This window comes from Stappia sp. ICDLI1TA098 (genome assembly GCF_054880955.1).
The window spans coordinates 47224-74222 of sequence record NZ_JBTZBT010000004.1 but is presented as its reverse complement, the minus strand read 5'-3'; the positions used below and the strand labels follow the sequence as shown (position 1 = coordinate 74222).

Sequence of the window (26999 nt, the reverse complement as noted above, 5' to 3'; positions counted from 1 at the left end):
AAATGGCGACCGCCACCTCCGCAACACCACCCGACGATCTCTCCTGGCTTGCCCGGCGGGCCCTGCGCGTCGGACTTCTCTCCTTCGGCGGCCCCGCCGCGCAGATCGCGCTGCTTCACCGCGAATTCGTCGACGAGGGCGGACGGATCAGCGAAGAACGTTTTCTGCGCGCGCTCAATTTCTGCATGCTGCTTCCCGGACCCGAGGCGCAACAGCTCGCGACCTATTGCGGCTGGCTGACCGGCGGCCTGCGCGGCGGCCTGGTGAGCGGGCTGCTGTTCATCCTGCCGGGCGCGCTGCTCATGCTTGCCCTGTCCCTCGTCTATGTCGGCTTCGGCGGCGCGCCGCTGATCGAGAGCCTGTTCTTCGGCGTCAAGGCGGGTGTGCTGGCGATCATCGTCCAGGCCTTGATGCGCCTGTCAAAGCGCGCCCTCGCCTCGCCCTTTGCCTGGGCCGTCGCCGGACTGGCGTTTCTCGCCCTGCGCCTGTTCGACCTGCCGTTCCCGCTGGTGATCGCCGCAGCCGCCCTGGCTGGCGCGCTGCTTGGCCCGCGGGCGCGGGCTCCCTCCGCCTCACCGTCCGCGGAACCGGCCCCCCGCACGGGGCTCGGTCTTGGCGGGCTCGCCCTTGGCATCGCGCTCTGGGCAATGCCGGTGGCCCTCGCCGCGCTGCTGCTTTCCCCCGACAATGCGCTCGTCGACATTGCCGGCTTCTTCTCCACCATGGCGCTGGTGAGCTTCGGCGGCGCCTATGCGCTGCTCAGCTACATGGCCCAGGTCGCCGTCGAGGCGAAGGGCTGGCTCAGCGCCAGTGAAATGCTCGATGGGCTGGGGCTGGCCGAAACCACGCCCGGTCCGCTGATTCTCGTGACGCAATTCGTCGGCTTCCTCGGCGGCTGGCGCGAGGTCTTCGCCGACCGCTCACTCGCCGGAGGCATCCTTGCCGCCGCCATGACCACCTGGGTCACCTTCGCCCCGAGTTTCCTGTTCGTGCTCTTCGCCGCTCCGCATGTGGAGCGGCTGCACCGGGTGCGCTGGATGGCCGGCGCGCTGGCGGCGATCACGGCGGCCGTGGTCGGTACGATCCTCGATCTCGCCCTGTGGTTCGCGACCAACGTCCTCTTCGTCCGCCGAATGCCGGTCGACCTCGGCCCGCTTCGGCTCGACCTGCCCGACCCGACAAGCCTGGACGGTGCGGCCCTGGTACTGGCGATCCTTGCCGCGGTGCTGCTCTTCGCCCTGAAACGCGGCGTCGCCACCGTGGTCGCAACAAGCGCGCTCGCCGGCCTCACACTGCATCTGACGGGACTGGCATCCGGCTGATTTCGGGTGACCGGACGCCCCGCGGGGGGAATGTATGTAGGGGCTGAGGTGGGGCGAGATGAGAGCGGCCGAGCGCCGCCAAGGTGCGCCGGGCGCGGGGCCGATGTCGGCCTCGTCAGAAAGGGGGCAGGGTCAGGAACGGGCCAGCGCGCGCAGCCGCCGGTGCGGGGAGAGCTCTCGGCCCTCGCGCGCGTTTCGCCCGGGAACGGGGTCCCGCATGCGCCTATTCGGCCGCGTCCTCGGCGTCGAGTTCAGCATCATCGGCGGAGCGGGAACCGAGGTTTTTCTCGACCTGGCGCAGAAGCTTGCGCAGCTTCTTGCGGTCCTTGTCGTCCATGCCCGCCAGCGCCTCGCGCTCCAGCCGCTTCCATGCCTTGTCGATGGTATCGACCAGACCGCGACCTTCGTCGGTGAGAAACACCCGCGCCAGCCGCCCGTCGGTCTCGGACGAAGCCCGGCGCAGGAACCCCTGGGCCGAAAGCCGGGTCACCATCTTGGTGACCGTCGGCGGTTGCACGGAAAGGGCTGCGGCAAGCTGGCTCATGGTCTGTCCGTCCATCTCGAACAGAACCTTGAGCACGGCTTCCTGCCCCGGATGGAGGCCGATCCGGGAGAGGTGGGTGCCAGCGCGCGAACGATGGGCCTTTGCCGCCTGGGAAAGACGAAACGTCACGCTTTTCTTGTGGTTGAACGCCATGATCGGCTTTCTAATGCCGGCAAATGAACGCTTGATGACACGACATGACTTCGGCTTGCCGGCTGGCCGAATTCCTGCGCTCGCGCATCATTTTGCGGCATCGACCGCCGCCAAGCAAAGGTTTTCAGGCGGCTTCGCATTGGGTGAAACGAACCCGTTCCTACCAGCGCGCCATCGTCCGACGCACCTTTTCCAGATAGGCCTTGCGGCTTTCCGGCGTCGAACTGTCCATCTTGTAATGCGCAAGATAGCGGGTGCGGCAGAACGGTGCGCACAGCGCGCGAATGCCGCGCAGGACGGTCTTGCGGCCGGGCTCGCCGACAAGCTTCGACAGCCACCAGGTCGCGCCGCAGGTCGTCACCACCGCGATCTTGCGGATGTGCTGCATGCGCGGGCGCATGGAGGTCGTCTCGGTCGGCATCGTGAAGGTCACATGCGGCACCCAGACCCGGTCCAGATAGCCCTTCAGCATCGCCGGCAGCCCGTACCACCAGGTGGGATAGACGAAAACCAGCGACTGGGCCCACTCGATGTCCTCGACATGGCCTTCGATGCCAAGCCGGTTCAGCTCCGCGTTTTCGTAGCGCCGCCATTCGGCCTCGCCGAGGGCGGGATGGAAGTTCGCGCGGTAGAGATCCGTGAAGCGCACCTCGTGACCGGCCTCGTCGAGCGCCGCGCGCACGGTCGCGGCCAATGCCGCGCCGAAACTGTCGCTGGACGGGTGGCAGAAGATCAAGAGAACGCGCATCAAAGGTCCTTCAGTTTCGCGCCGACGCGAGCAAGAAAGGCGGCGCGGCGCGCGTCGTCAGCGCGATTGAGGTCATAGAGGGCGAGATAGGACAGCCGCGCGGTCCGCGCGACGAGCGCGCGCAGCACCCGGCAGACGATCTTGCGCGGCGGGTCCCCGGCAAGAAAGGCGCGGAACCGCGAGCCGCCATAGGTGGTCACCGCGACGAGCCTGCGGATGTGGCGCAGGTTCGCGACCACCTTGCCGTTCTCCAGCCGAAAGGAAACGCCCGGCAGGAACACCCGGTCGAAATAGCCCTTCAGGATCGCCGGAAACCCGTAGTTCCACACCGGATAGACAAGCACCAGCGCCTCGGCCCTGAGCAACTGCTCGACCTCCGCCTCCACGTTCTTCCGGTTCGCCGTGGTGTCGTGGTAGCAAAGCCGCTCCTCGCGGCTCAGCACCGGATCGAAGCCGCGGGCGTTGAGGTCGAGTTCCTCCACCTCGTGCCCGGCGGCGACGAGCGAGCGCACGCACTGCTCGCGCAGCGCCGCCGACAGGCTCGTCTCCACCGGATGGGCATGGATGAGGAGGACGCGCATTCCGGCTGCCTAGCGCGCCAGCCCCGGGAACAGGAACGTCTGGTTCGACGAGAAGTCGAAGTCCGGGTTCTCCCAGGCGATCATCTTGCCCGGATTGAGCAGTCCCTTGGGATCCGCCTCCTGCTTGAACGCGAGCTGTACCGAATCGGTCTGCTTCATCCCGCCTTCCTCCAGCGTGTAGCGGTGCGGGTTGAAGATCGGGCAGCCGTGCTCCTCGTGGATGCGGATGATCTCGTTGAGCCGCTCCTCGGAGGTGTAGCGCACGATCGGCAGGCCGAAGCAGGTGATCCGGCCGTCGAAGCGCACGAATTCCAGATGGCCCATCACCTCGTCGCCGAAGAGCTCGGCAAGCTGCACCGCCTTCTGCACATGGTTGGGGAACGGATAGAGCACCTGGAGATAGGTGATCGAGGGATCGACCCTGAGCCCGCGCAAGGTGGTGTGGTTCCACGTCAGCTCGCAGACCGGCGGAAGCCCCTTGCTCTCCTCCTCGCTCGCGGTGTCGGAACGATAGACAATGCTCGCCGCGTCCTGGCGCGCGGTGAAGGCGGCAAAGGCGTCCATGGCGAAGGGGGCCACCATGACGGCGCACACCGACTGGTCCGAGCGCAGGAACTTGCGGTGCCGCAGGAAGTAGGTGTGCGGGATCGGCGCGGCGATCGGCGCGATCTCCTTGGTCAGAATGCCGTCCTGGTTGCCCAGCGCATCGGCGAAGCGGGCCGAGCCGGCGAAATCGTCGAAAGCGACGAGCACGTCGACCCAGTCGTAGGCCGCCGTCAGCGGCATGGTCACCTCGGTGATGACGCCGTTGGTGCCATAGGCATGGCTGACCTTGTGCAGGTCCGCGCCGGAAAGCGTCAGCACCCGCGGCTCCGCCTCCATCGTCACCACCTTCAGCGACAGGATATTGCCGAAGTCGCGCAGGCCTCCCCAGTTGATCGAGCCGATGCCGCCCGAGCCGCCGGCGACGAAGCCGCCGACGGTCGCCGTGCGGTAGGTCGAGGGATGCATGCGCAGTTCCTGGCCGCTGGCGCGCGTCGCGTCATCGATGGCCGAGATGATCGCCCCGGCCTCGGCGCGGACGTAGCCGGTGCCGACCTCCACGATCCTGTTGAGCTCGGCCAGATTGAGCACGACGCCGCCCGACAGCGGCATCGCCTGACCGTAATTGCCGGTGCCGGCGCCGCGGGTCGTCACCGGGATGTCGCGCGCGTAGCAGGCGGCGAGCACGCGGATCACCTCCGCCTCGCTGCGGGCGGTGACGACGATGTCGCCGGTGACATCCTCGAGCTGGCGCTTCAGCACCGGCGAATACCAGAAGAAGTCGCGGCTCTTCTGCCGCACGATCTGCGCGTTGTCCTCGATCGCGAGGCCGTCGAGATCCGCTTTCAGCGCGGCGATGTCAAACATGGGTCTGCTCCATCAGATCGTCGAGTTCCCGGTAGTCGGGCAACTCCCGGGATATTTCCCTGCCCGCCCTGAGCACGCGGCGAGGGCCTTGCGGGCGGGCGCAGAGCTCGTTCCAGTCACGCGCGGCGAACAGCACGAGATCGGCCGGAAGGCCCGCGTCGATGCGTCCGCGCGTCGGATCGCCGAGAAGCTCCGCCGGCGTCGCGGTGACGGTGCGGATCCAGTCGCCGACCGGATGGTCGAGATGCAGGATGCGCATCGCCTGGGTGAACACCTCGACCATGTCGAGATCGCCGTAAGCGTAGAACGGATCGCGGGTGTTGTCAGAGGCAACGGCGACGGGAATGCCGCGCGCCTTCATCTCGTGCAGCAGCGTCACGCCGCGCCAGCGCGGCGTGCGCCCGGCGACCCGGTCCTGAAGGTACATGTTGCACATCGGCAGCGTCACAACGCCGATGCCCGCCCTGGCGACGAGATCGAGCGTGCGCTCCGCCTCCCCGCTCTCCTGGCGCGCGATCGAGCAGCAGTGACCGCAGACGATGCGACCGGGAAACCGGCGCCTCAGCGCGGTCTCGGCGATCATCGCCAGCGAACGGGCCGAAGGATCGCCGGTCTCGTCGACATGGAAGTCGAGATCAAGACCGCGCGCCTCGGCGGCCGAAAACAGCGCGTCGATATGCTCCTGCAGGCCGTCGACCATATAGGTGACCGCGCCGAGCACCCCGCCGGCCGACGCAACGCGGTCGGCGATGGAGGGCAGGAAGGCGGGATCGAGCAGGCAGTCGACGCCGAAGAGCGCCGAGGCCTGCAGGTCGATCCGGTCGGCCCAGTCGCGCCGCAGTTCGGCGAACACCGGCCAGGAAATGGCGTCCTGCGGCGCGATGCTGTCGAGATGGGTGCGCAGCATCACCGTGCCATGGGCAAGCGCGCAATGCAGGGCGAACTCCATGCGCCGGCGCAGGTCGTCGGCGCTCCAGCGCGCCGGACGGTCCTCGCCGACGGCCTGCAGCGCGCCCGCGAAGCTGCCGTCCGGATTGGGCCTGCGCGGCCAGATGTGGCCCTTGTCGAGATGGGTGTGCATGTCGACGAACCCGGGCAGGACCAGCCCGCCGTCAAGATCGACGCGCGGCAGCTCGTCGCGCCCGAGAAGCGCCGCATCCGGCGTCACCGCGACGACCTCACCGCGCTCGACCAGGAGCGCGGCCCGGCCGAGCCCGTCGCCGCAATGGTTGATCGTGCCGCCGGTCAACGCCGTCGGAACCGTCGCGTTGACGAGCGCGAAGGCCCCTTCCGGGATCGTCAGCTCCTGAAATGCTGTCATGGATCAGCTGTCTCGCTTGATTGCGCTCTCATGCCAGCTCCGCAGCATCAGGTGCGACAGCACGCTGAGGCAGGCGAAGATGACGATGCCGGTTGCCGAGATCAGCAGGATGGCGGCGAACATGCGCGGAATGTTGAGCCGGTAGCTTGCCTCCAGAATGCGGAAGGCAAGGCCCGAACCGATGCCGCCGGTGCCGGCGACGAACTCGGCCACGATGGCGCCGATCAGCGACAGGCCACCCGCGATCCTGAGCCCGCCGAGGAAATAGGGAAGCGCGGCCGGCAGGCGCAGATAGCGCAGCGTCTGCCAGCGCGTCGCCCCGTAGAGCTGGAACAGGTTGCGCAGGTTGTGGTCCGCCGAGTTCAGCCCCAGCGTCGTGTTCGACAGGATCGGGAAGAAGGCGACGATCCAGGCGCAGATGAGAAGCCCGGCAAGCTTCGAAGGCACATAGATGAAGATCAGCGGCGCGATGACGATCACCGGCGTCACCTGCAGGATGATCGCATAGGGGAAGAACGACATCTCCACCCATTTCGACTGGGCAAAAAGCACCGCGAGCCCGACGCCGCCGACCGTGGCGATGAACAGCGCGCCCATGGTGATGCCGATCGTGACCAGGAGTGCCGGCCACAGCGTCGGCCAGTCCTGCACCAGCGCCGTCACCACCCGGTCGGGACCCGGCAGGATGTAATGCGGCACCTTGTAGGCATCGACGTACCACTGCCAGAGGCCGATCGTCGCCAGCATGACGATGACCGGAAGGATCCAGCGGGCGATCTTCTCGAAACGCGCCATCCGCGCCTTGCGCAGCTCGAGCGGATCGAGCGGCACCGTGTCCGAGGGGGCGGCGGAGGGAGTATCCAGGGCAGCGCTCATGCGGTCATTCCCGATCGGCCGCCGCTCACGCGTCGGCATGGTCTGCGCCCATTGCCGCGTGCAGCGCGTCGGACGCGAGGCGGCAATGGTCGGAATAGGCGTGCGAGGTGCGGAATTCCTCGTCGCGCGGATAAGGCGCATCGACGGCCAGATCGGCAACCACCCGCCCGGGGCGGGCCGCCATGACGACGATGCGGTTGGACAGATAGACGCTCTCGAAGACCGAATGGGTCACGAAGATCACCGTCCAGCCGAACTCGCCCCAAAGCCGCAGCAGATCGTTGTTGAGGCGAAAGCGGGTGATCTCGTCCAGCGCCGCGAAGGGCTCGTCCATCAGCAGCAGCTTCGGCTTGGTGACGAGCGCGCGGGCGATGGAGACGCGCATCTTCATGCCGCCGGACAGTTCACGCGGATAGCTGTCGGCGAAATCGGCGAGCCCGACCATGTCGAGCGCCTCCATCACCTCGGCCCGCGCCGAGGCGGCGGAACGCCCCTTGAGCTTCAGCGGCAGGTGCACGTTGCCGAAGACCGTCGCCCAGGGCATCAGCGTCGGCTCCTGGAAGACGAAGCTGATCTCGTGATCCTCGCCCCCCTTGCGCCGCTCGCCCGGCCGTGCGGCGTCGGGCCAATTCAGCCGGCCCGACGTCGGACTGGAAAGCCCGGCGATGATCCTGAGGGCTGTCGACTTGCCGCAGCCCGAGGGGCCCAGCAGGCTGACGAACTGCCCCTGACCGATGTCGAGCGTCATGTCCTTCAGCGCGACGGTGGCATTGGAAAAGGTTTTCGACACATGGTCGATTGACACAATCGGCGCCGGCATGCGGGCTCCGTTTTCGACGGTTCTCGGAAGGCCGGCGGCCACATCGGCCGCCTCACCCGGCAGGAGGCCCGCCGGGGATGTCCCCGGCAGGCGGTCATTCTCGTTCAGTGTCGGCGCGCTCACTTGCCCGTGAGCTTCTTCTTCACGTCGAGGCCCACGCCCTTGTTGACGAAGTCCAGCGTGTAGGTGTCCTTGATGTCGATGCCGGCCTCGACGACGCCGGCGGCGACCATCTTGGCGTAGAAGTCGGCATGGCGCTCGTCGGTCATGGCGCCGATGCCCATCGTCTCCGAATCGCCGGAATCGACAATGCCGAATTCCTTCATCTTGTCGATGGAGAAGGCGATCTGATCGGCCGTCATTTCCGGGTTGGCCTTCATGATCATCTCGTTGGCGGCGCTGTTGTCGCCATAGAGATAATTGGTCCAGCCGATCGCCGAGCCGTCGACGAAGCACTGCACCACCTCGGGGCGGTTGGCGACCGTGTCGGCCATCACCTCGATGGTGGTCGCGTAGGTGCTGAAGCCGTAATCGGCAAGCAGGTAGATGTCCGGCATGAAGCCGCCCTCGCGCTGGATCGCATAGGGCTCGGAGGAGGCATAGCCCTGCTGTCCGGCTGCCGGATCGGCCAGGAAGGGCGCCGGATTGAAGGTGTAGGGCTTGCGCTGGTCGACGGTGAACCCGTACTCGGAGATCATCCACTGGTAGTAGGAGGCAAAGCCGTTGTCGCCGATGAGCAGCGGCGCCTTGCCGGCCATCGCCTCGAAGCTCTCGTACTTGCCCGGATGGGTGATGATGACCTGCGGCTCCTTCTGGAAGATGGCGCTCACCACCACCACCGGAATGCCCTCGCGCTTGGCGTAGAACGCCTGGAGCATGTTGCCGCCCATCTGGAAATCGATCTTGCCCGCGAGCAGCAGCGCGCGGTTGTTGACCTGCGGACCGCCGGGAACGATCGAAACGTCGAGGCCACAGGCGGCATAGGTGCCGTCGGCGATGGCCTGGTAGAAGCCGCCGTGCTCGGCCTGGGCGAGCCAGTTGGTGCCGAAGGTGACGCTCTCCTGCGCCGCCGCGCCGGTGACGCCGCCAAGTGCGAGGGCAAGCGCCGTGCCGCCCGCGAGAGCGCCGAGCCTGCCGGCAAGTCCTGTCATTCGATCCGTCCGCATTTCGCTGTCCGCCTCCGCAAGATGTGTCTCGTCCGCCCGGTCGCGCATCGCGCCGCCCGGTCGCCTTTGTCGCCATGCCGGATCGCCCGGTCGTGCGCGGACATTTCGTCCGCCGACGACGCGGCTGCCCGCCAGGGAGTCCACGAAAGCAAGTGACATGCCAGCCCGCGCCCTCCCCTCCGGGGAAGGGTTCGTGCCCGCCCCCGGACCAGCGCGAACATTAGCCCAGGATCGCAGCACAAAAAAGCGGCAAGACCGTTTTCCCGACGCCCGTTTCCGCGTCACGCCAACTGCCCCAACGGAAAATCCGGCACGGCCTTTTCATTCGCCCCAACCTGCGTTTGGATAGGCGCTTCGAAGCGGGAGGGCGCGCCGCCCGTTCCGCAAACCGCCCGAGGAGACATATGAACAGGCCTGTGACACCGACGTCGATCGCCGCCCCGTTTGCCCGCTACAGCCATGCCGTCGAGGTGCCCGCGGGGGCCAGGCTTCTGGTGTGCTCCGGCCAGCTTGGCATCGACAACGCACTCCAAATCCCGCCCGATGTCGAAAGCCAGACCAGGATCTGCTTCGAGAACGTCGGCAAGCTTCTCGCCGAAGCCGGCATGTCCTTCACCGACATCGTGCGCATCAACGCCTATGTGACCAGCCGCGAGCACATGGCGGGCTACATGAAGGTGCGTGACATGGTCGTCGCAAACCCGCCGCCGGCCTCGACGCTGATGATCGTCGAAGGCTTCACGCGCCCCGAGTTCCTCGTCGAGGTCGAGGTGCTGGCCGCCGGTTGAGCGCGCGCGTTGCCGCCTGCCCGCCGCCTCTGCTAGGCTGGCCGGGCAGGCGGCGGACACGCCCGCCTGGCCATTCCTGAACACGCCGGAACCAGACGCGAGCGCGTCTGAACCCAGCTCGAAAATGAGGTTTTCCCCTGTGCGGAACTCGGGCGGTCGAGGAAACCGCTAGCCAAGCCTGCAGGTCGACCAGCCAACAGGACCCGACACATGCGCACCTGGATCAAGTCCCCGCTCGCAATCCTGGCCGAAAACGCCGGAGGCGGCATCGTCGTCGAGGACGGCCGCATCGCCGAATGCCTGCCCGATGGGGCAGCGCCCTCCGACCCCGTCGACAACACATTCGACGCCTCTTCCCACGTCGTCATTCCCGGCCTCGTCAACACCCACCACCACTTCTTCCAGACACTGACCCGGGCGCATCCGAGCGCGATCAACAAGGAACTCTTTCCCTGGCTGACGTCGCTCTATCCGATCTGGGCGCGCAACGTGACGCCGGAGACCTTCCGCCTCGGCACGCGGCTGGCCTTGACGGAACTCCTCATGTCGGGCTGCACGACCGCGGCCGACCACCACTACCTGTTTCCGGACAGGCTCGAGAACGCCATCGACATCCAGGTCGAGGAAGCCACCCGCCTCGGCATCCGCATGACGGTAACGCGCGGCTCCATGAACCTCAGCCAGAAGGACGGCGGCCTGCCGCCGGATACGGTGGTGCAGGACGAGGACACCATCCTGGCCGACTGCGAGCGGGTGTTGTCGCGCTACCATGACACCTCGCACGGCGCCATGATCCAGGTCGCCCTCGCTCCATGCGCGCCCTTCACCGTGACCAAGCGGCTGATGCGCGAGAGCGTGGCGCTGGCGGAACGCTTCGACTGCCGGCTGCACACCCATCTCGGCGAGACCATCGACGAGGACGACTATTGCCTGCACCACTTCCAGTGCCGTCCTGTCGACTATCTGGAGGAATGCGGCTGGCTCAACGAGCGCGTCTGGCTCGCCCATGGCATCCATTTCAACGACGACGAGATACGCCGGCTCGGCCACGCCTGCGTCGGCGTCTGCCATTGCCCGACGTCCAACATGACGCTGGCCTCCGGCCAGTGCCGCACCAGGGAGCTCGAGGCGGCGGGCTGTCCGGTCGGTCTCGGAGTCGACGGCTCGGCCTCCAACGACAATTCCAACCTGATGGAAAGCCTGCGCCACGCGCTGATGCTGAACCGGCTCACCTATGACGCGGCCAGCATCACCCATCAGGACACCTACCGCTGGGCGACGGAGGGTTCGGCCCGCTGTCTGGGGCGCAAGGACATCGGCGTGATCGAGCCGGGCAGGCAGGCCGACCTTGCCTTCTACAAGCTCGACGAGCTGCGCTTCTCCGGCGCCGGCGATCCGCTCGCCGCGCTGATCCTCTGCGGCGCCCATTCGGCCGACCGCGTCATGGTCGGCGGCGACTGGAAGGTGGCCGACGCCGCCCCGCTCAACATGGATGTCGCCCGCCTGCGCCACGAGCACGGCGCCGCTGCAAAGCGCTTCCTGGAGGCGCTCTGACACGCCGTGCCCGGGCAGCGCGGGCGCGCGGGCGTCCGCCTGCCGAGTTTTTCCGAAAGCCTCGATTGGCCCGGTGACGACGGGCCACGCCGGCGCTATGGTCGGCGCAACCTCTCCCGCGCCCGGCATCGATCGGGCGCGCCACCCGATTTTTGACGAGTGACCATCATGACCGACCTGCCCCGCCGCTTCTGGCACGAAATGAGCGCCCATGATTTCGCCACGGCGGACACCTCGGATTGGGTCGCCGTGCTGCCGGTCGCCGCCATCGAGCAGCACGGGCCGCATCTGCCTGTCTTCACCGACACCTGCATCGCCGAAGGCCAGATCGCCCGCGTTCTGGAACTGCTTCCGCACGGCCTGCCGGTGACGTTTCTGCCGGTGCAGGCGATCGGCAAGTCCAACGAGCACATCTCCTCCCCCGGCACGCTGACGCTCTCCTGGGAGACGGCGACGCGGGCCTGGGAGGAAATCGGCGAGAGCGTGCACCGCGCCGGCGTGCGCAAGCTGGTGCTGGTGACCTCCCACGGCGGCAACGTGCCGCTGATCGACATCGTCGCGCGCGAGCTGCGGGTGAAGTTCGACATGCTGGTGACGGCGACCGGCTGGTCGCGATTCGGCCAGCCGCACGGCCTGTTCCCGGCAGAGGAATTCACCTACGGCATCCACGGCGGCGACATCGAGACCTCGATCATGCTGCACCTGCGCCCCGATCTGGTGAAGATGCAGCGGGCCGCGGACTTCCCTTCGAGCCAGACAGACTTCATCAAGGATTTCAAGCATCTGCGCGCGCACGGCCCGGCCCAGTTCGGCTGGAAGGCACAGGACCTCAACCCGGCGGGAACGGTCGGCAACGCCGCCGCCGCCAGCCCCGCCAAGGGCGAGGCCTCGCTCGACCACGCCGCCCGCGGCTTCGTCGAGCTGCTGCAGGACATCGCCGCCTTCGACATGGCGCGGATCTGGAAGCCCTGAGGAGCCTCAGGCACCCGCCCGCGCGACGGGAGGCCTCAACCGAGCGCCGACCAGGACGCGGGATCGAAGCCGATCAGCCACTGGTGACCGGCTTCCAGGATAGGGCGCTTGATGGCCGAGGGATTGTCGACGAGAACGGCGATGGTGCTGGTCTCGTCGACAACGCCGGCACGCACCTCCTCGGAAAGCTTGCGCCAGGTGGTGCCGCGGGTGTTGACGACGGCCTCCCAGCCGAAGGCGTCGCAGAACCGCGCCACCAGGGCGGCATCGACACCGGCCTTGCGGTAGTCGTGGAAGACGTAGGCGACGCCGGCCTCGTCGAGAAAGGCCCGCGCCTTCTTCACCTTGTCGCAATTGGCAATTCCGTAGAGCGTCGCAGACATTGCGTTCCCTTTCGCGCAAACGGCCCTTTCGCCGTCCGGGGCAACTTCAGGATGGCGAGACGACAGCCGTTCGGTCAAGCTTGCGATTGCGGGACGGCGGCGGCGCACCCGCCGGCAGGGAGACCGGGATGACAGGCAAAGGCACGCAGGACAACACCCGCAAGGCGCCGGACAAGCGCGCCACCCGCGCCACACCCGACGGCGCGCCGCTGCGCCAGAAGCTGCGTCTGTGGAGCGGGCTGACGCTGTTCAGCTTCGCCCTGACCCATTTCCTCAACCACATGCTCGGCCTTTACTCGCTCGAGGCGATGGAGGCCGGACGCGTCGTCTTTCTCGCAATCTGGCGCAATCCGCTCGGCGAGGTCGTGCTCATCGCCGCGCTCGTCGTCCATGTCGCTCTGGCGCTGTGGAAAACCGCCCGCAGGCGCACCTTCCGCCTGCCGCTGTGGCAATGGGCGCAGCTGCTTCTCGGCCTGTCGGTGCCCTACCTGCTGATCCCGCATGTGATGGGGACCGGCGCGCTCAACGACATGTTCGGCTATGACGACAGCTACCGCAACACGCTGACCGTGCTGTGGCCGGGCGTCGCCTTCAACCAGACGCTGCTGATGCTGATCGTTTGGACCCACGCGATGATCGGCCTGCACTTCTGGCTGCGCACCTATCCCAGCTACCGCCGCTTCATGCCGGCGATGGCCGCCTTCGCCGTACTCGTGCCGGCGCTCGCCACGCTCGGCTGGATCGGCGCCGCGCGGCGGCTGAAGCTGACGGAGAACGTGCCCTTCCCGCTGAACCGCGAGATGACCTCCTGGTCCGACCCGCTGATCGGCGCCCTGCGCAACGGGTTCCTGGGCCTGCTGGCCGCGACACTCGCCGTCATCCTGATTCGCATCCTCATCCGCCGCATCCGCAACACCATCGAGATCACCTATCCCGGCGGCCGGGTGCTCAAGGTGGTGCCTGGGCCGACGCTGCTGGAAATCAGCCGCATGAACGGCATCCCCCACGCGGACGTCTGCGGCGGACGCGCCCGCTGCTCCACCTGCCGCACGCGCATCCTGGACGGCGCCGATACGCTGCCCGCCCCGTCCACGACCGAGGCGCGCGTGCTGCAGCGCATCGGCGCCGACGAAAGCGTCCGCCTCGCCTGCCAGATCCGCCCGACCGCGCCGCTCGTGGTGCAGCCGCTGGTGCCCGCGCGCGGCGTCGGCCGCGTGAGCGGGACGAGCGCCGACGCCTACCACTGGGGCGTCGAGCAACCGGTCGCGATCCTCTTCGTCGACCTGCGCAACTTCACCGGCATGGCCGAAAACCGCCTGTCGTACGACGTTGTCTTCCTGCTCAACCGCTATCTCGGCGAGACGGCGCGCGCCATCGAGGCCTGCGGCGGCTATGTCGACAAGTTCATCGGCGACGGCGTGATGGCCGTCTTCGGCATGAACGACGGGCTGCAGGCCGGCGCCCGCAACGCGCTCGCCGCCGTCAACGCCATCGCCGAGAGCATGGAAAGGCTCAACGCGGAACTGAAGCCGCAACTCGAGGCGCCGCTGCGGATCGGAATGGGGCTGCACTGCGGCTCGGTGATTCTCGGCCGAATCGGCGCTGTCGACAACAAGGGCGCCTCGGCGCGCATCACCGCCCTTGGCGACGTGGTCAACACCGCCAGCCGGCTGGAAACCGCCTCCAAGGACCTCGGCCGCGCCCTCGTCGTCTCTCAGGACGTCTTGAAAGCGGCCGGCTACACATGCGATCCAGAAGGGGAAGCGGAGATCGCGATCCGCGGCCGCAAGGATCCGCTGCACGTCTTCGCACTCGACCCGCCCGCCGGTTTCACCGACACCCTCTCCCGCGCCACCCAGGGCGCAAGCTGATACGGATCATGCCCATGGCCACCCGCTATTCGGCGCGCGAGATGCTCGCGCGTCTCGTCGCCTTCCCGACCGTCTCGAGCAGCAGCAACCTCGACCTGATCGCCTTCGTCGAGGACTATCTCGCCGGCCATGGCATCGCGTCCCGCCGCGTTCTCGACGAAACCGGGCAAAAGGCCTCGCTCCATGCCGTGGTCGGCCCGGCCGTCGACGGCGGCACGGTGCTTTCCGCCCATACCGACGTGGTCCCGGTGGAAGGACAGGCGTGGTCGCGCGACCCCTTCGCCCTGTGGGAGGACGGCGGCCGTCTCTATGGCCGGGGTGCCTGCGACATGAAGGGCTTCGCCGCCGTGGCGCTCGCCGCCGTGCCGGACATGGTCGCCGCCGGTCTCAAGCGCCCGGTGCACATCGCCCTGTCCTATGACGAGGAGGTCGGCTGCCTCGGCGCGCCACCGATGATCGATGCGATGCTGGCCGACGGCCCGCGTCCGGAGATGGTGGTCGTCGGCGAACCGAGCATGATGCAGGTCATCACCGCCCACAAGGGAACGGCGCTGATCAAGGTGACGGCGACCGGCCACTCGGTGCACTCGAGCCAGTGGGACCGCGGCGTCTCGGCGGTCGCCGCCGCCGCCCGCGTCATCACCTGGCTCGACGACCAGACCCGCGCCAACCAGGCTGCGGCCGATCCCGCGCTCGACATGGACCCGCCCTTCACCACGCTGCACTGCGGCCTCGTCGAGGGCGGCACCGCCGCCAACATCGTCTCCCGCTCCTGCAGCTTCATGACCGACATCCGCACGGTGCCCGGCGAGAATTTGGAGATGTGGCTCGAACGCCTCGACGATTTCCTCGCCCGCGACATCGTGCCGGCAATGAAGGCCGTGCACCCGGACGCCGGCATCGCCGTCGAGCGGCTCGCCGACGTTCCGCCGCTGAGCCAGGAGAGCGACGGTCCCGCAGAACGGCTCGTACGCCGCCTGACCGGCGACAACGGCGTGCACATGGTGGTCTATGGAACGGAAGCCGGCCAGTTCCAGGCCCGCGGCCTGTCGACCGTCGTCTGCGGCCCCGGCTCCATTGACCAGGCGCATCAGCCCGACGAGTTCATCGACATCGCCCAACTTGCCGCTGGGGAAGACTTCGTCGCCAGGCTGATCGGCGACCTCGCCCGGTAGGGTTTCCGCAAGAGGGCAACAAAACCCAAGCGTTAGGCTTCTCACGCCACCATCGCAAATATCCACAATGCGGTGCTGGACGGCGGCGGCGGAGCTTGATTAGATGGGTCTTCAGGGTGACATCCGGCGCCCGAACGAAAGGCGTCGGTATCGATGCGGCAAACCGGCCGCCTTCCTGCCAAAATGCAGGTTCGGCGCATCGACGCCGCGCCGCGGATCAGCGGTCGCACCACGGACCGGGGTTGCACCATAGAATGTCTGAAAGACATCGAGAGGGGACTACATGCGCATACTGAAGTTTACAGCCGCGGCAGCGCTGGCCGTTTCGCTGATGACATCGGCGGCCTCCGCCGAAACGCTTCGTTTCGCCTTCCAGGGAACGCTGAACCAGCTCGATCCCTATTCGCTGAACGAGACCTTCACGCTCAGCTCCCAGGGCAACATCTACGAGGGACTGACCCGTCGCGGACCGGACCTGGCGATCGAGCCGGCGCTGGCCGAGAGCTGGGAGATCATGGAGCCGAATCGTTGGCGCTTCCACCTGCGCAAGGGCGTGAAGTTCCACAACGGCAACGACTTCAACGCCGACGACGTAGTTTTCTCCGCCGATCGCGTGCGCTCCGAGGGCTCGGACCTGACCAGCCGCATCAATGCGGACGTGAAGGTCGAGAAGATCGACGACTATACCGTCGACTTCCTCCTGCCGGGACCCAACCCCATTCTCCACTACGAATGGGACACCTGGTACATCATGGACAAGGAGTGGACGGAGGAGCATGACGCGGTCAAGGTCAACTCCGCCTCCGACACCACGCCGAACTTCGCCACGCTCCACGCCAACGGCACCGGCCCCTACAAGCTGGTCAGCCACGAGCCGGGCATCCGCACGATCTACGAGCGCAACGACAACTGGTGGGACCAGAACCAGGGCAACATCGACCGCGTCGAGTTCACGCCGATCGCCTCCGATGCGACCCGCGTCGCCGCCCTGCTGAGCGGCGAGCTCGACATGGTCTATCCGATCCCGGTGCAGGACGTGCAGCGCGTTGAGTCGAACGCCACCACCAGCGCCATGACCGGGCCGGAGCTGCGCACCATCTTCCTCGGCATGGACCAGCATCGCGACGAACTGACCGACTCGAACGTCAAGGGCAAGAACCCCTTCAAGGACGTGCGCGTGCGCAAGGCGTTCTACCAGGCGATCAACATGGACGCGATCCGCGACAAGGTCATGCGTGGCATGTCGAACCCGACGTCGCTGCTGATCTCGCCGCTGCTCTATTCCCGCTCCGACGAGTTCGAGCGCTATCCCTACGACCCGGAAGCCTCGAAGAAGCTGCTCGCCGAAGCCGGCTATCCCGACGGTTTCTCCGTCACCATGGACTGCCCGAACGACCGCTACGTCAACGACGAGGCGATCTGCCAGACGGTCGCGGCCTTCCTTGCCCGCGTCGGCGTCAAGATCAACCTGAACGCCCAGCCGAAGGCGCAGTATTTCGCCAAGGTGCTGGCATCCAACAACTATAACACCTCCTTCTACCTGCTCGGCTGGACGCCCAGCTCGTTCGACAGCTGGAACGTGCTGCACAACATCACCGGCTGCCGCGACGAGAAGGGCAAGGGTGGCCCGTTCAACCTCGGCGGCTACTGCAGCAAGGAAGTCGACGCGCTCGCCGCCGAGATCCTCAAGGAGAACGACAAGACCAAGCGCGACGACCTGATCGCGCAGGCCTTCACCATTCTCCACAACGAGGTGTCGCACATCCCGCTGCACCAGCAGAGCCTGGCCTGGGGCGTTTCGGACAAGCTGTCGCTCGTCCAGCGCGCCGACAACCAGTTCATCTTCCGCTGGGTGGTGAAGAAGTAAGCGGCCCCGCGTCGCACCGACTGCGGCCCGGCGGAAACCCGTCGGGCCGTTCATACGGATGATCGCATCCTTCGCGGTCGCCGTGACTGACGAGCTCCTGGCGCAGGACGTCTCACCCCATGCTTGCCTTCACAATTCGCCGCCTCATCCAGGCCATTCTGGTGATGATCACGGTGGCCCTCATCTCCTTCACCCTGTTCCGCTTCGTCGGCGATCCGGTGAACCAGATGGTGGGCATCGAGACGACTCCCGAGCAACGCGAGGCGCTGCGCGAGCGGCTTGGCCTCAACGATCCGGTGATCGTCCAGTTCGGCCGTTTCATCGTCTCCGCCGCGCAGTTCGACTTCGGCACCTCCTATCAGTTCCGCCAACCGGTCTCCGAGCTGATCGGCCGCCGCCTGCCGGCGACGTTGGAGCTGTCGATGATGTCGGCGATCTTCGCGCTGGTGGTCGGCATTCCAATGGGCGTCTACACCGGCCTCAACCGTAACAGCCTGCTGTCCAAGCTGTTCCTGTCGGTCTCCCTCATAGGCATCTCGCTGCCAACCTTCTTCATCGGCATCCTGCTGATCTTCGTCTTCTCGGTGACGCTGCAATGGCTACCGAGTTTCGGGCGCGGGGATGTCGTCCAGCTCGGCTGGTGGAGTACGGGTCTGCTCACATGGAGCGGCATCAAGGCGCTGATCCTGCCCTCGATCACCCTCGGCCTGTTCCAGATGACGTTGATCATGCGTCTCGTCCGCTCCGAGATGCTCGAGGTGATCCGCACCGACTACATCAAGTTCGCCCGCGCCCGCGGCCTCAGCCGGCGCAGCATCAACTTCCGCCACGCGCTGAAGAACACCATGGTTCCTGTGATCACCATCACCGGTCTGCAGGTCGGCTCGATCATCGCCTTCGCGATCATCACCGAGACGGTGTTCCAATGGCCGGGCATGGGTCTGCTGTTCCTGCAATCGGTGCAGAACGTCGATATCCCGATCATGGCGGCCTACCTGATGCTGATCGCCTTCCTGTTCGTGACGATCAACCTGATCGTCGACATCCTCTATTTCGTCGTCGACCCGCGCCTGCGCGGCGAACGCGCCGTCCACTGACGGAGACCGTAAATGCCGCTCGCCACCGGAACGGAAGCTGAGAGCAAGACCGACGAGCGAGACGAGGCACCCAAAGGCCTCCTCGCGCGCGCGCTCGACAGCGACATCCTGCACTCATTCCTTCGCTCGAAGATCACCATCGTTTCGGCGATCGTGACCCTCGCCTTTCTGCTCGGGGCCGCCCTGGCCCCCTGGATCGCGCCGCACGATCCCTTCGACCTCGCCTCCCTGTCGATCCTCGATTCCCAGTTGCCGCCGGTCGGCCTCGACGGCGCCGATCCGCGCTATCTGCTGGGCACCGACGATCAGGGCCGCGACATCCTGTCGGGCATCCTCTACGGCGCGCGCATCTCGCTCGCCGTCGGCTTCGTCTCGGTCGCCTTCGCGGCGGTGGTCGGCGTGCTGCTCGGCCTCATCGCCGGCTATGTCGGCGGCAAGGTCGACGCGCTGATCATGCGCATCGCCGAGGTTCAGCTTACCTTTCCCGCGATCCTGATCGCGCTGCTCGTCGACGGCGTCGCGCGCGCCGTTTTCGGCAATCTCGACCGGGAGCGCTTCGCCTTCTGGATCCTGGTGTTTTCCATCGCCCTGTCGTTCTGGGTGCAGTTCGCCAGGACAGTGCGCGGCTCGACGCTGGTGGAGCGCAACAAGGAATACGTTCAGGCCGCCCGGCTGATCGGCATTCCCCCGTTCCTCATCATGGTTCGCCACGTGCTGCCCAATGTGGTCGGGCCGGTGTTGGTCATCGCCACCATCAACCTCGGCCTGGCGATCATCACCGAGGCGACGCTCTCCTTCCTCGGGGTCGGCATTCCGCCCACCCAGCCCTCGCTCGGAACGCTGGTCAGGATCGGTAACGACTTCCTGTTCTCCGGCGAATGGTGGATCGCCATGTTCCCCGGCCTCGCCCTCGCCATCCTGGTTCTTGCCGTGAACCTGCTCGGCGACTGGCTGCGAGACGCCCTGAACCCGAAGCTCCGTTGACGCGGACGCGACCGAGAGACGACGGACAATGACGCAGGCTCCTCTCCTTTCCGTGCGCGACCTCCGGGTCGAGTTTCCCACACGCCGCGGCGTGCTCACCGCCATCGACGGCGTCTCCTTCGACCTGCGCGCCGGAGAGGTGCTCGGCATGGTCGGCGAGTCGGGCGCCGGCAAGTCGATCACAGGCACCGCGGTGATCGGTCTGCTCGAACCGCCCGGCCGCATCGCCGGCGGCGAAATCCTCCTCAAGGGCGAGCGCATCGACAACATCTCGCCCGCCGCCATGCGCCGCATCCGCGGCAAGCGCATCGGCATGGTCTTCCAGGATCCGCTGACGAGCCTCAACCCGCTCTTCACCATCGGTCAGCAGATCATCGAGACGATCATGACGCACCTGCCGGTGAGCGAGCGGCAGGCGCGCGACCGGGCTGTCGCCCTGCTCGAGGAGGTCGGCATCCCCGCCGCCGCCGACCGGCTCGACGCCTATCCGCACCAGTTCTCCGGTGGCATGCGTCAGCGTGTGGTCATCGCCCTGGCACTGTGCGCGGAGCCCGAGCTCGTCATCGCCGACGAGCCGACCACCGCGCTCGACGTGTCCGTGCAGGCGCAGATCATCCGCCTGCTCCAGCGCGTCTGCCGCGACCACGGCACGGCCGTGATGCTGATCACCCACGACATGGGCGTGATCGCCGAAACGGCCGACCGGGTGGCGGTGATGTATTCCGGCCGCATCGCCGAGATCGGGCCGGTGCGCGAGGTCATCAAGAGGCCGAAGCACCCCTATACCATCGGGCTGATGGGCGCGATTCCCTCGCTTTACGGCTCCGAGGAGCGCCTCACCCAGATCCCGGGCTCGATGCCGCGCCTCGACAGCATCCCCAAGGGCTGCGCTTTCAACCCGCGCTGCTCCCTGGTGATGGATCGCTGCCGCCAGGAGCGCCCCGACCTGATCGACGCCGGCGAAAGCCGGGCGGCCTGCTGGAAAGTCCTTGAAACGGAAGGAGCCGCCCGATGAGCGTCGTGGCCGAGCCCGTGAACGAAGAAACGGCGGAGACGGTCGTCGAGGTCAGCGGCCTGTCGCGCGTCTTCGACGTGTCGAAGCCCTGGCTGAACCGGGTGCTGGAGCGCTCGCCGAAGGCTTTCCTGAGAGCCGCCCAGGACATTTCCTTCTCCATCGAGCGCGGTGAGACATTCGCGCTGGTCGGCGAATCCGGCTCGGGCAAGTCCACGGTCGCCAAGATGGTGGTCGGCCTGCTGCAGGCGAGCGCCGGCAACATCCGCATCGACGGCATCGACATGCGCCGCAAGGACCAGGCAGGCGCCGACATGCGCGACCTGCGGCGACGCATCCAGATGATCTTCCAGGATCCCTACGCCAGCCTCAATCCGCGCTGGCGTGTCGACCGGATCATCGCCGAGCCGATCCGCGCCTTCGACCTGGAAACCTCCGAGGCGGCGATCCAAAAGCGCGTTGCCGAGCTGCTCGAGCTCGTCCGCCTGCATCCGCGTGACGGCGCCAAATATCCGCACGAGTTCTCCGGCGGCCAGCGCCAGCGCATCTGCATCGCCCGCGCGCTCGCCTCGCGGCCCGAGTTCCTCGTCTGCGACGAGCCGACCTCGGCCCTCGACGTGTCCGTGCAGGCGCAGATCCTCAACCTGATGCGCGATCTTCAGGACGAGTTCGGGCTGACCTATCTGTTCATCAGCCACGACCTCGCCGTGGTGCGCCACATGGCCAAGCGCATTGGCGTCATGTATCTGGGCCGGCTGGTGGAGGTGGCGGATTCCCACGATCTCTTCGCCAATCCGCTCCACCCCTACACGCGCATGCTGCTGGCAGCGATCCCCGATCTGGAGATGTCCGGCAAGCCGCGCCGCGCCGTCGAGGGCGAGATCCCCAATCCGATCAATCCGCCGACGGGCTGCGCCTTCCACCCGCGCTGTCCGCTGGCCAACGGACGCTGCGCCAGCGAGCAGCCGAAGTTTCTCGGAAAAGGCCAGACCGGCGTCGCCTGCCACGCCGTCGAGGAAGGACGCGGCGAGGTCTGACGCGACCGGCCACGCGCCCTTTCCAACACAAGCTGACTGAAACGGGCCGCCCCGACCGGGCGGCCCTTGACCTTCCAGTCGCTGGAACGCCTATATCGGGATAACCGAATGCCGCGCCCCCTCGAAACCGGGTGGGCGGGCGGCCCAGCCGCGGCCACACTGCCGCCGCAAGGTGCTGCTCGAAACGCGCGACCTGTTCCCGGAGTTCCCTGCGAATGTCCCAGCAAGCAATCACCGCGCCCGATCCGCAGGGCGCTTCAGGCGAAGCCGCCTCCGACCGGCGCGACGTGCTGCATTTCGACATCGGCGGCATGACCTGCGCCGCCTGCTCGGCGCGCATCGAGAAGGTGCTTTCGCGGACGCCCGGCGTGCTGCGCGCCTCTGTCAACCTGCCGCTGGAAACGGCGGTGGTGGAGACCGACGGCAGCCTGTCGGCCGATGACATCGAGGACAAGGTCGCCGCCACGGGCTACAGCGCCAGCGAACGAAGCGGCGGCTGGCAGGCCGAACGCCAGCGCCAGGAAGAGGCGGACGAGCGCGCGCACGCGGAGGAACAGCGGACCACATTCATCCTCGTCCTTTCCGCCCTGCTTACCGCGCCGATGATCGTCGGCATGGCGGGAATGCCCTTCGGTCTCGCGCTGATGCCGCCACCGGTCGTGCAGGCGGTGCTTGCCACCATCGTCCAGTTTATGGTCGGAAGCCGGTTCTATGTCGGCGCCTTCAAGGCCGTTCGCGCCGGCTCGGCCAACATGGACGTGCTCGTCGCGCTTGGCACCTCCGCCGCCTATTTCTACAGTCTGGCGCTGACGGTGCTCGCCTGGCCCCGTCATCCGGGCCACCTCTATTTCGAGGCTTCCGCCGTCATCCTGACGCTGATCCTCTTCGGCAAGCTGATGGAAGCGCGCGCCAAGCGCAGCACCACCGCCGCGATCCGCTCGCTCTCCGAGCTTCGCCCGCAGACCGCCCACCGGATTGTCGGCGACACGGTCGAGACCATCGCCATCGAAGCGCTCTTTCCCGGTGACCGCATCCTTGTGAAGCCGGGCGAGCGGGTGCCGGCGGACGGTGTGGTCGTCGAAGGGGAAAGCGAGCTCGACGAGAGCCTCATCACCGGCGAGAGCATGCCTGTGGCGCGCGCGCCCGGCGGTGAAGTCACCGGCGGCACCATCAACGGGTCCGGCGCACTCACCATCGACGTCAGCGCGCTCGGCGCCGACAGCAAGCTTGCCGCGATCATCCGCCTGGTGGAAAACGCCCAGACCGCCAAGGCGCCGGTGCAGAAGCTCGTCGACCAGGTATCGGCGATCTTCGTGCCGGTGGTTCTTGTCATCGCCGCCGCGACCTTCGCCGGCTGGTGGTTCACCGGTGCGAGCCTCGACGCGGCAATCGGCGCGACCGTGGCCGTCCTCGTCATCGCCTGCCCCTGTGCCCTTGGCCTTGCCACGCCGACCGCGCTCGTCGCGGGAACCGGCGCGGCGGCACGCGCCGGCATCCTGATCCGCGACATCGAGGCGCTGGAAGTGGCTCACAATGTCACCACCGTCGTCTTCGACAAGACCGGCACGCTGACGGTCGGCGAACCGCGCCTGACCGACCTGCGCGCCTTCGACCGCAATGACGACCGGTTGCTGAGGATCGCCGCCAGCGCCCAGCTTCCCAGCGAGCATCCGCTGGCCCGCGCCATCGTCGAAGCAGCCGGGGAGCGCGGGCTGGAGCTGTCGCGCCCAACCTCCTTCCGCGCCATCGCCGGTCAGGGCATTGTCGCCGAGATCGCCGGAGAAACCGTGCTCATCGGCAACACGCGGCTCATGGATGCCAACGGCATCGACACTTTCCTGACCAAGCAGATCGCCCGTGAACTGGAGGGGCAGGGCAAGACCTGTTCGACGATGGCCATCGCCGGCCGCGCCGTCGGCGTGCTCGCGATGGCCGATACGCTGCGGCCGGAGACGCCCGCCGCGCTGGAGCGTCTCGAGGCCATGGGCGTCGCCACCGTGATGCTGACCGGCGACACGGAAACCGTGGCACGCGCCGTCGCCCAGGGACTGCCGCTCGGCGAAATCGTCGCCGGAGTGCCGCCGGAGGGCAAGGCAGAGCGCATCTCGGAACTGATGAATGAGGGCCGCATCGTCGCCATGGTTGGCGACGGCGTCAACGATGCCCCGGCGCTGGCCGCCGCCAGCATCGGCATCGCCATGGGCTCGGGCTCAGAGGTCGCGATGGAAACAGCCGGCATCACGCTGATGCGCTCGCGGCCCGACCTTGTCGCCGACGCCCTCGACGTCTCCCGCGCCACTGTACGCAAGATCCGCCAGAACCTGTTCTGGGCCTTCATCTACAATGTCGTGGGAGTGCCGCTCGCGGCCTTCGGCCTGCTGACCCCGGCCATCGCCGGCGCCGCCATGGCGCTGTCCTCGGTCTCCGTCGTCACCAACGCCGGGCTGCTGCGCCGCTGGAAGCCCAGATCCCGCTGACCCATCCGCGCGGCGCAAGCCCGAGAACGCCCGGATCCCGGCTCCGGCCTCGATGAGGCCGGAGCCGGAATGCACATCACCCGGCGGTGCCGTAGAGCTCGGCCGTAACGCGCTTGTTGTGATAATCGTAGACATAGAGCGCCAGCGTGCCGTCCGTCGCGGAGCCGGACAGAATGAGCACCGAGTAGGCCTGACCGACCGAGTGGTCCTGGGTTGCCCAGATCGGGGCGTTGGTGCGGTCGTAGATCACCAGATTGCCGTCGTCCTGCATGATCAGCCTGACCGGCAGCAGAGCCGCCCCGGTCAGAGGCTTCCACAGGACCGTGCCGGATGCGTTCGAGAGCACCGGTCCCTCATCCGGATCATTGACCAGCGTGGCGCTGCCGTCGAAGGCGGCAATCGACTGCCCCGGCAACAGCAGGCCCGGAGCGCGGCAATCGAGCCGGTTGCTGCCTGTCATCTCCCCCGCAAGCGGCGTGCGCATCAGGGTCTCGATGTCCGACTGCGACCAGGCGCGCCCCTGATAGTCGGCAAGCGCTAGCAGGATCAGCAGCTTCGCCTGGGTCGCGGGACCGGCCATGTCGTAGTTGCCGATGGCCCCGGCATCCGCCAGCCAGGAGCCCGAGGCGTAGGCCGTGGAATTGACGATGCCGGCGATGACCTGCGTGCCGGCGACGATCACCATGCCCGCGTCATGCGCTGCCTTGAGCACCGTATAGACGGCCCCGGCCTCGGCGTCGGCCGGATTGCCGGACGGGAAATTGCCCTCGCCATAACCCTCCAGGAACACCCCCTTCACCCTGCCGTTGTCGGCGGCGAGCGCCGCCTTCAGCATGCTGGCCAGCGCGCTGGTGCCGGCAACCGAATTGTACTGCGCGGGAAAGGCCGGGAAGACCAGCACATCGGCGTTGTCGATCGTCGTGACGACATGGGCGAGCTGCGCCTGAAGGGATGCCAGCGCCGTCGGATTGTCGATGGCGAGCGAGGAGAGATAGGGCGCCGGAGGCGCCATGCGGCTGACCAGATAGCTCTCGATGCCGATCACCCCGAGATCGGGCCAGTCCGGCGTGGAGAAAGCATCAAACAGCGAGGCGTCGGTCTTCAGCGTGCGGTTGCCGAGCATCAGCGTGTCATCGAAGAAAAGCATGGAGGCCGGCAGGCCGGCGCGCATGGCCCAGATCGCGCCGAGCACATTGCGCAAGGCGTCGGTGTCGTAGTTGATCGCCAGCGGCGACGTCGGCGTCGTGCGGAAGAAAAGCGGCAGCTGCGAACCGGTCACAACGACCGGCTTGGTCAGGATTGCATCCGCATAGCCGTCGGCGCCGATGCCCGTCAGCAGCAACGAAAGCGCCGACGCGGTCCACGCCATGGTGTCGGTGCCGTGCAGCACAAGGAAGGCGTCATTGCCTGAATAGGTCGCGGTGTCACCCGGCGCGCCGACGATGCGCTGCGCGATCGTGCACCAGTCTCCCGGCTGCAGGTTGGTGCTGTCGAGGGTCGGATCGAGCCAGTCGTAGCTGACGACCGCCCCGGGGTAGCGCGCCAGGATGGTCGGTTCGACCAGCGACCTGAAGGCGGCGCAGAAATCCTGCCCGGACAGCGGCGCAAGCGGTGCGTCGACCGATCCGATGGTGCCGCCGGTGTAGAGAACGCGGATGTTGAACGACATGGACTTCCCTCCTGCCCGGCTCGGTCGCCACTGACCGACTTCCGGCTGTATCCCGCCCGCCGCCACGGCTCGAGGCTGTCGCGTCGTGTCTAGTCGCCGACTTCGCTGATGCCAAGCCACCGGCCGCACCCATCACCGGCTATCTGCCGCACACCTGCCGCCCTTCGGACCTTCCCTAGAGGCATTCAAAAATTATCAAATCCATCGAAGACCCTGCTCTGATAGCCAGAATTGAAAGACATGAGACCGCGAATATTGGCGACTTGTTGCTTGCACGTATTTCGTGTATGAATTTTCACATTACATATCTCAGATAGAATATTCCATAAATTTAATGCGCATGTAGACCGCTTCCTCAACGAAAGGAACGACCATGGCTCGCTATCTGAAATTCTCTGGCATGCCGCATCCGGACGACGAACGGCTGGCAGCCGTGCTCGACCAGGCCCATGTGATCGCGCCCCAGTCGATCCCGGTGGTCGACAAGGCGACGGGGCAGACCCGCTACGTCCAGAAATACGGCCCCACGGTCGCCAACAACGGGCCGACGGTCTACGCACCGGCAACCGACGTCGCCGGCAATTACATGTCCTACAAGTTCCAGCCCAACAACAATTGCTACAACTACAGCTGCGACATCGCGACCAACTCCTTCGCCCAGCCCGGTCGCCAGAACGGCATCTTTCTGGACTTCCCGCCAACGGGATCCGCCGTTGTCGCCGGGGCGGTGGCGGACGGGCTTGTCGACCTCGGCGCCGGCTACCCATCGGCCTATCTCAACGCCTCGAACGGACATCCCGTGGCGCTGCTGATCTCCGCCGGCGACACGGCGCTCGGCTGGCCCGGCGACTATCACTGGGTGCGTTACGACCAGAAGACAGGCGCATGGTCGCAGAAGGACGGCGGCGATCAGGTGACCAACTTCGACTTCGCCGGCCAGCCGATCGCCGATCCGGCGACGTCGAACTGGACCGTGAACCAGGGATCGACGCCGCAGTCGTCGGGCGGCGACGTCGTCGCCGACTATGTGTTCTACACTTACATGTTCGTCACGCTCGGCAGCGTCGCAATCCTCTAGGCGCAAGCCGACGGCCTTCAAAGAACGAAAAAGGGCGCGGCCGATGCAGGCCGCGCCCTGTATTTCTTCGCGTTCTCGCCGTAGCGCGCGCCTG

General features: G+C 66.9%; 23 protein-coding genes. 13 read left to right on the top strand and 10 right to left on the bottom strand.

Annotation, left to right across the window (positions count from 1 at the left end; translation table 11 throughout):
- Positions 1–2: 2 nt before the first annotated feature.
- Positions 3–1322: a chromate efflux transporter gene (gene chrA / locus ACSLUQ_RS17920; protein WP_461809297.1), complete on the top strand. Its 1320-nt coding sequence runs from the start codon at positions 3–5 to the stop codon at positions 1320–1322.
- 223 nt (positions 1323–1545) lie between these two features.
- On the opposite strand, the gene ACSLUQ_RS17915 is transcribed toward chrA, so the two are convergent.
- The 8 genes from ACSLUQ_RS17915 to ACSLUQ_RS17880 all read right to left on the bottom strand — a co-directional run bounded on the left by ACSLUQ_RS17915 (position 1546) and on the right by ACSLUQ_RS17880 (position 8926).
- Positions 1546–2019 (bottom strand): MarR family winged helix-turn-helix transcriptional regulator, encoded by a 474-nt coding sequence (locus ACSLUQ_RS17915; protein ID WP_417772910.1) that lies wholly within the window; start codon positions 2017–2019, stop codon positions 1546–1548.
- 160 nt (positions 2020–2179) lie between these two features.
- The gene (locus ACSLUQ_RS17910) at positions 2180–2767 is read right to left on the bottom strand and encodes an NAD(P)H-dependent oxidoreductase (RefSeq protein WP_417772909.1); all 588 of its coding nucleotides are present in this window, start codon (positions 2765–2767) and stop codon (positions 2180–2182) included.
- Positions 2767–3348: an NAD(P)H-dependent oxidoreductase gene (locus tag ACSLUQ_RS17905; RefSeq protein ID WP_417772908.1), complete on the bottom strand. Its 582-nt coding sequence runs from the start codon at positions 3346–3348 to the stop codon at positions 2767–2769. Before ACSLUQ_RS17905 ends, ACSLUQ_RS17910 begins: the two co-directional genes overlap by 1 nt.
- Positions 3349–3357: 9 nt before the next feature.
- Positions 3358–4758 (bottom strand): FAD-binding oxidoreductase, encoded by a 1401-nt coding sequence (locus ACSLUQ_RS17900; protein WP_417772907.1) that lies wholly within the window; start codon positions 4756–4758, stop codon positions 3358–3360.
- Positions 4751–6079 (bottom strand): cytosine deaminase, encoded by a 1329-nt coding sequence (locus ACSLUQ_RS17895; protein WP_417772906.1) that lies wholly within the window; start codon positions 6077–6079, stop codon positions 4751–4753. The genes ACSLUQ_RS17900 and ACSLUQ_RS17895 overlap by 8 nt, the downstream gene beginning before the upstream one ends.
- Positions 6080–6082: 3 nt before the next feature.
- The gene (locus ACSLUQ_RS17890) at positions 6083–6955 is read right to left on the bottom strand and encodes an ABC transporter permease (RefSeq protein WP_417772905.1); all 873 of its coding nucleotides are present in this window, start codon (positions 6953–6955) and stop codon (positions 6083–6085) included.
- Between the two features lie 25 nt (positions 6956–6980).
- Complete coding sequence (locus tag ACSLUQ_RS17885; protein WP_417772904.1) at positions 6981–7775, bottom strand: ABC transporter ATP-binding protein; 795 nt, start codon at positions 7773–7775, stop codon at positions 6981–6983.
- 119 nt (positions 7776–7894) lie between these two features.
- Complete coding sequence (locus tag ACSLUQ_RS17880) at positions 7895–8926, bottom strand: ABC transporter substrate-binding protein (RefSeq protein WP_417772903.1); 1032 nt, start codon at positions 8924–8926, stop codon at positions 7895–7897.
- A 419-nt stretch (positions 8927–9345) separates the two neighbouring features.
- On the opposite strand from ACSLUQ_RS17880, the gene ACSLUQ_RS17875 reads away from it, so the two are divergent.
- From ACSLUQ_RS17875 to ACSLUQ_RS17865, 3 genes are all read left to right on the top strand, one after another.
- Positions 9346–9729: a RidA family protein gene (locus ACSLUQ_RS17875; protein ID WP_461809296.1), complete on the top strand. Its 384-nt coding sequence runs from the start codon at positions 9346–9348 to the stop codon at positions 9727–9729.
- A 210-nt stretch (positions 9730–9939) separates the two neighbouring features.
- The gene (locus ACSLUQ_RS17870) at positions 9940–11283 is read left to right on the top strand and encodes an 8-oxoguanine deaminase (RefSeq protein ID WP_461809295.1); all 1344 of its coding nucleotides are present in this window, start codon (positions 9940–9942) and stop codon (positions 11281–11283) included.
- Between the two features lie 168 nt (positions 11284–11451).
- On the top strand, positions 11452–12255 hold the full coding sequence (locus ACSLUQ_RS17865) for a creatininase family protein (RefSeq protein ID WP_417772900.1): 804 nt from the start codon (positions 11452–11454) through the stop codon (positions 12253–12255).
- Between the two features lie 35 nt (positions 12256–12290).
- Here ACSLUQ_RS17865 and ACSLUQ_RS17860 read toward each other — a convergent pair whose 3' ends face one another.
- The gene (locus tag ACSLUQ_RS17860; RefSeq protein ID WP_417772899.1) at positions 12291–12638 is read right to left on the bottom strand and encodes an ArsC family reductase; all 348 of its coding nucleotides are present in this window, start codon (positions 12636–12638) and stop codon (positions 12291–12293) included.
- 128 nt (positions 12639–12766) lie between these two features.
- Here ACSLUQ_RS17860 and ACSLUQ_RS17855 point away from each other — a divergent pair, with 128 nt between their 5' ends.
- The 8 genes from ACSLUQ_RS17855 (at position 12767) to ACSLUQ_RS17820 (ending at position 24158) form a co-directional block, all read left to right on the top strand.
- Positions 12767–14509 (top strand): adenylate/guanylate cyclase domain-containing protein, encoded by a 1743-nt coding sequence (locus ACSLUQ_RS17855; protein WP_461809294.1) that lies wholly within the window; start codon positions 12767–12769, stop codon positions 14507–14509.
- Positions 14510–14523: 14 nt separating this feature from the next.
- The gene (gene argE / locus ACSLUQ_RS17850) at positions 14524–15684 is read left to right on the top strand and encodes an acetylornithine deacetylase (RefSeq protein WP_461809293.1); all 1161 of its coding nucleotides are present in this window, start codon (positions 14524–14526) and stop codon (positions 15682–15684) included.
- Positions 15685–15967: 283 nt separating this feature from the next.
- The gene (locus tag ACSLUQ_RS17845) at positions 15968–17551 is read left to right on the top strand and encodes an ABC transporter substrate-binding protein (RefSeq protein WP_417772896.1); all 1584 of its coding nucleotides are present in this window, start codon (positions 15968–15970) and stop codon (positions 17549–17551) included.
- Between the two features lie 119 nt (positions 17552–17670).
- Positions 17671–18648: an ABC transporter permease gene (locus ACSLUQ_RS17840; RefSeq protein ID WP_417772895.1), complete on the top strand. Its 978-nt coding sequence runs from the start codon at positions 17671–17673 to the stop codon at positions 18646–18648.
- 12 nt (positions 18649–18660) lie between these two features.
- Positions 18661–19632: an ABC transporter permease gene (locus tag ACSLUQ_RS17835; RefSeq protein ID WP_417772894.1), complete on the top strand. Its 972-nt coding sequence runs from the start codon at positions 18661–18663 to the stop codon at positions 19630–19632.
- A gap of 28 nt (positions 19633–19660) precedes the next feature.
- On the top strand, positions 19661–20647 hold the full coding sequence (locus tag ACSLUQ_RS17830; RefSeq protein WP_417772893.1) for an ABC transporter ATP-binding protein: 987 nt from the start codon (positions 19661–19663) through the stop codon (positions 20645–20647).
- Positions 20644–21681, top strand: coding sequence for an ABC transporter ATP-binding protein (locus ACSLUQ_RS17825; RefSeq protein ID WP_417772892.1), 1038 nt, complete (start codon positions 20644–20646; stop codon positions 21679–21681). Before ACSLUQ_RS17830 ends, ACSLUQ_RS17825 begins: the two co-directional genes overlap by 4 nt.
- Before the next feature lie 215 nt (positions 21682–21896).
- Complete coding sequence (locus ACSLUQ_RS17820) at positions 21897–24158, top strand: heavy metal translocating P-type ATPase (protein ID WP_461809292.1); 2262 nt, start codon at positions 21897–21899, stop codon at positions 24156–24158.
- 76 nt (positions 24159–24234) lie between these two features.
- On the opposite strand, the gene ACSLUQ_RS17815 is transcribed toward ACSLUQ_RS17820, so the two are convergent.
- Positions 24235–25827 (bottom strand): asparaginase domain-containing protein, encoded by a 1593-nt coding sequence (locus ACSLUQ_RS17815; RefSeq protein WP_461809291.1) that lies wholly within the window; start codon positions 25825–25827, stop codon positions 24235–24237.
- Positions 25828–26200: 373 nt separating this feature from the next.
- Between ACSLUQ_RS17815 and ACSLUQ_RS17810 the strand changes: the two genes are divergently transcribed.
- Positions 26201–26905, top strand: a complete 705-nt coding sequence (locus ACSLUQ_RS17810) for a hypothetical protein (protein WP_417772889.1) — start codon at positions 26201–26203, stop codon at positions 26903–26905.
- Positions 26906–26999 lie beyond the last annotated feature (94 nt).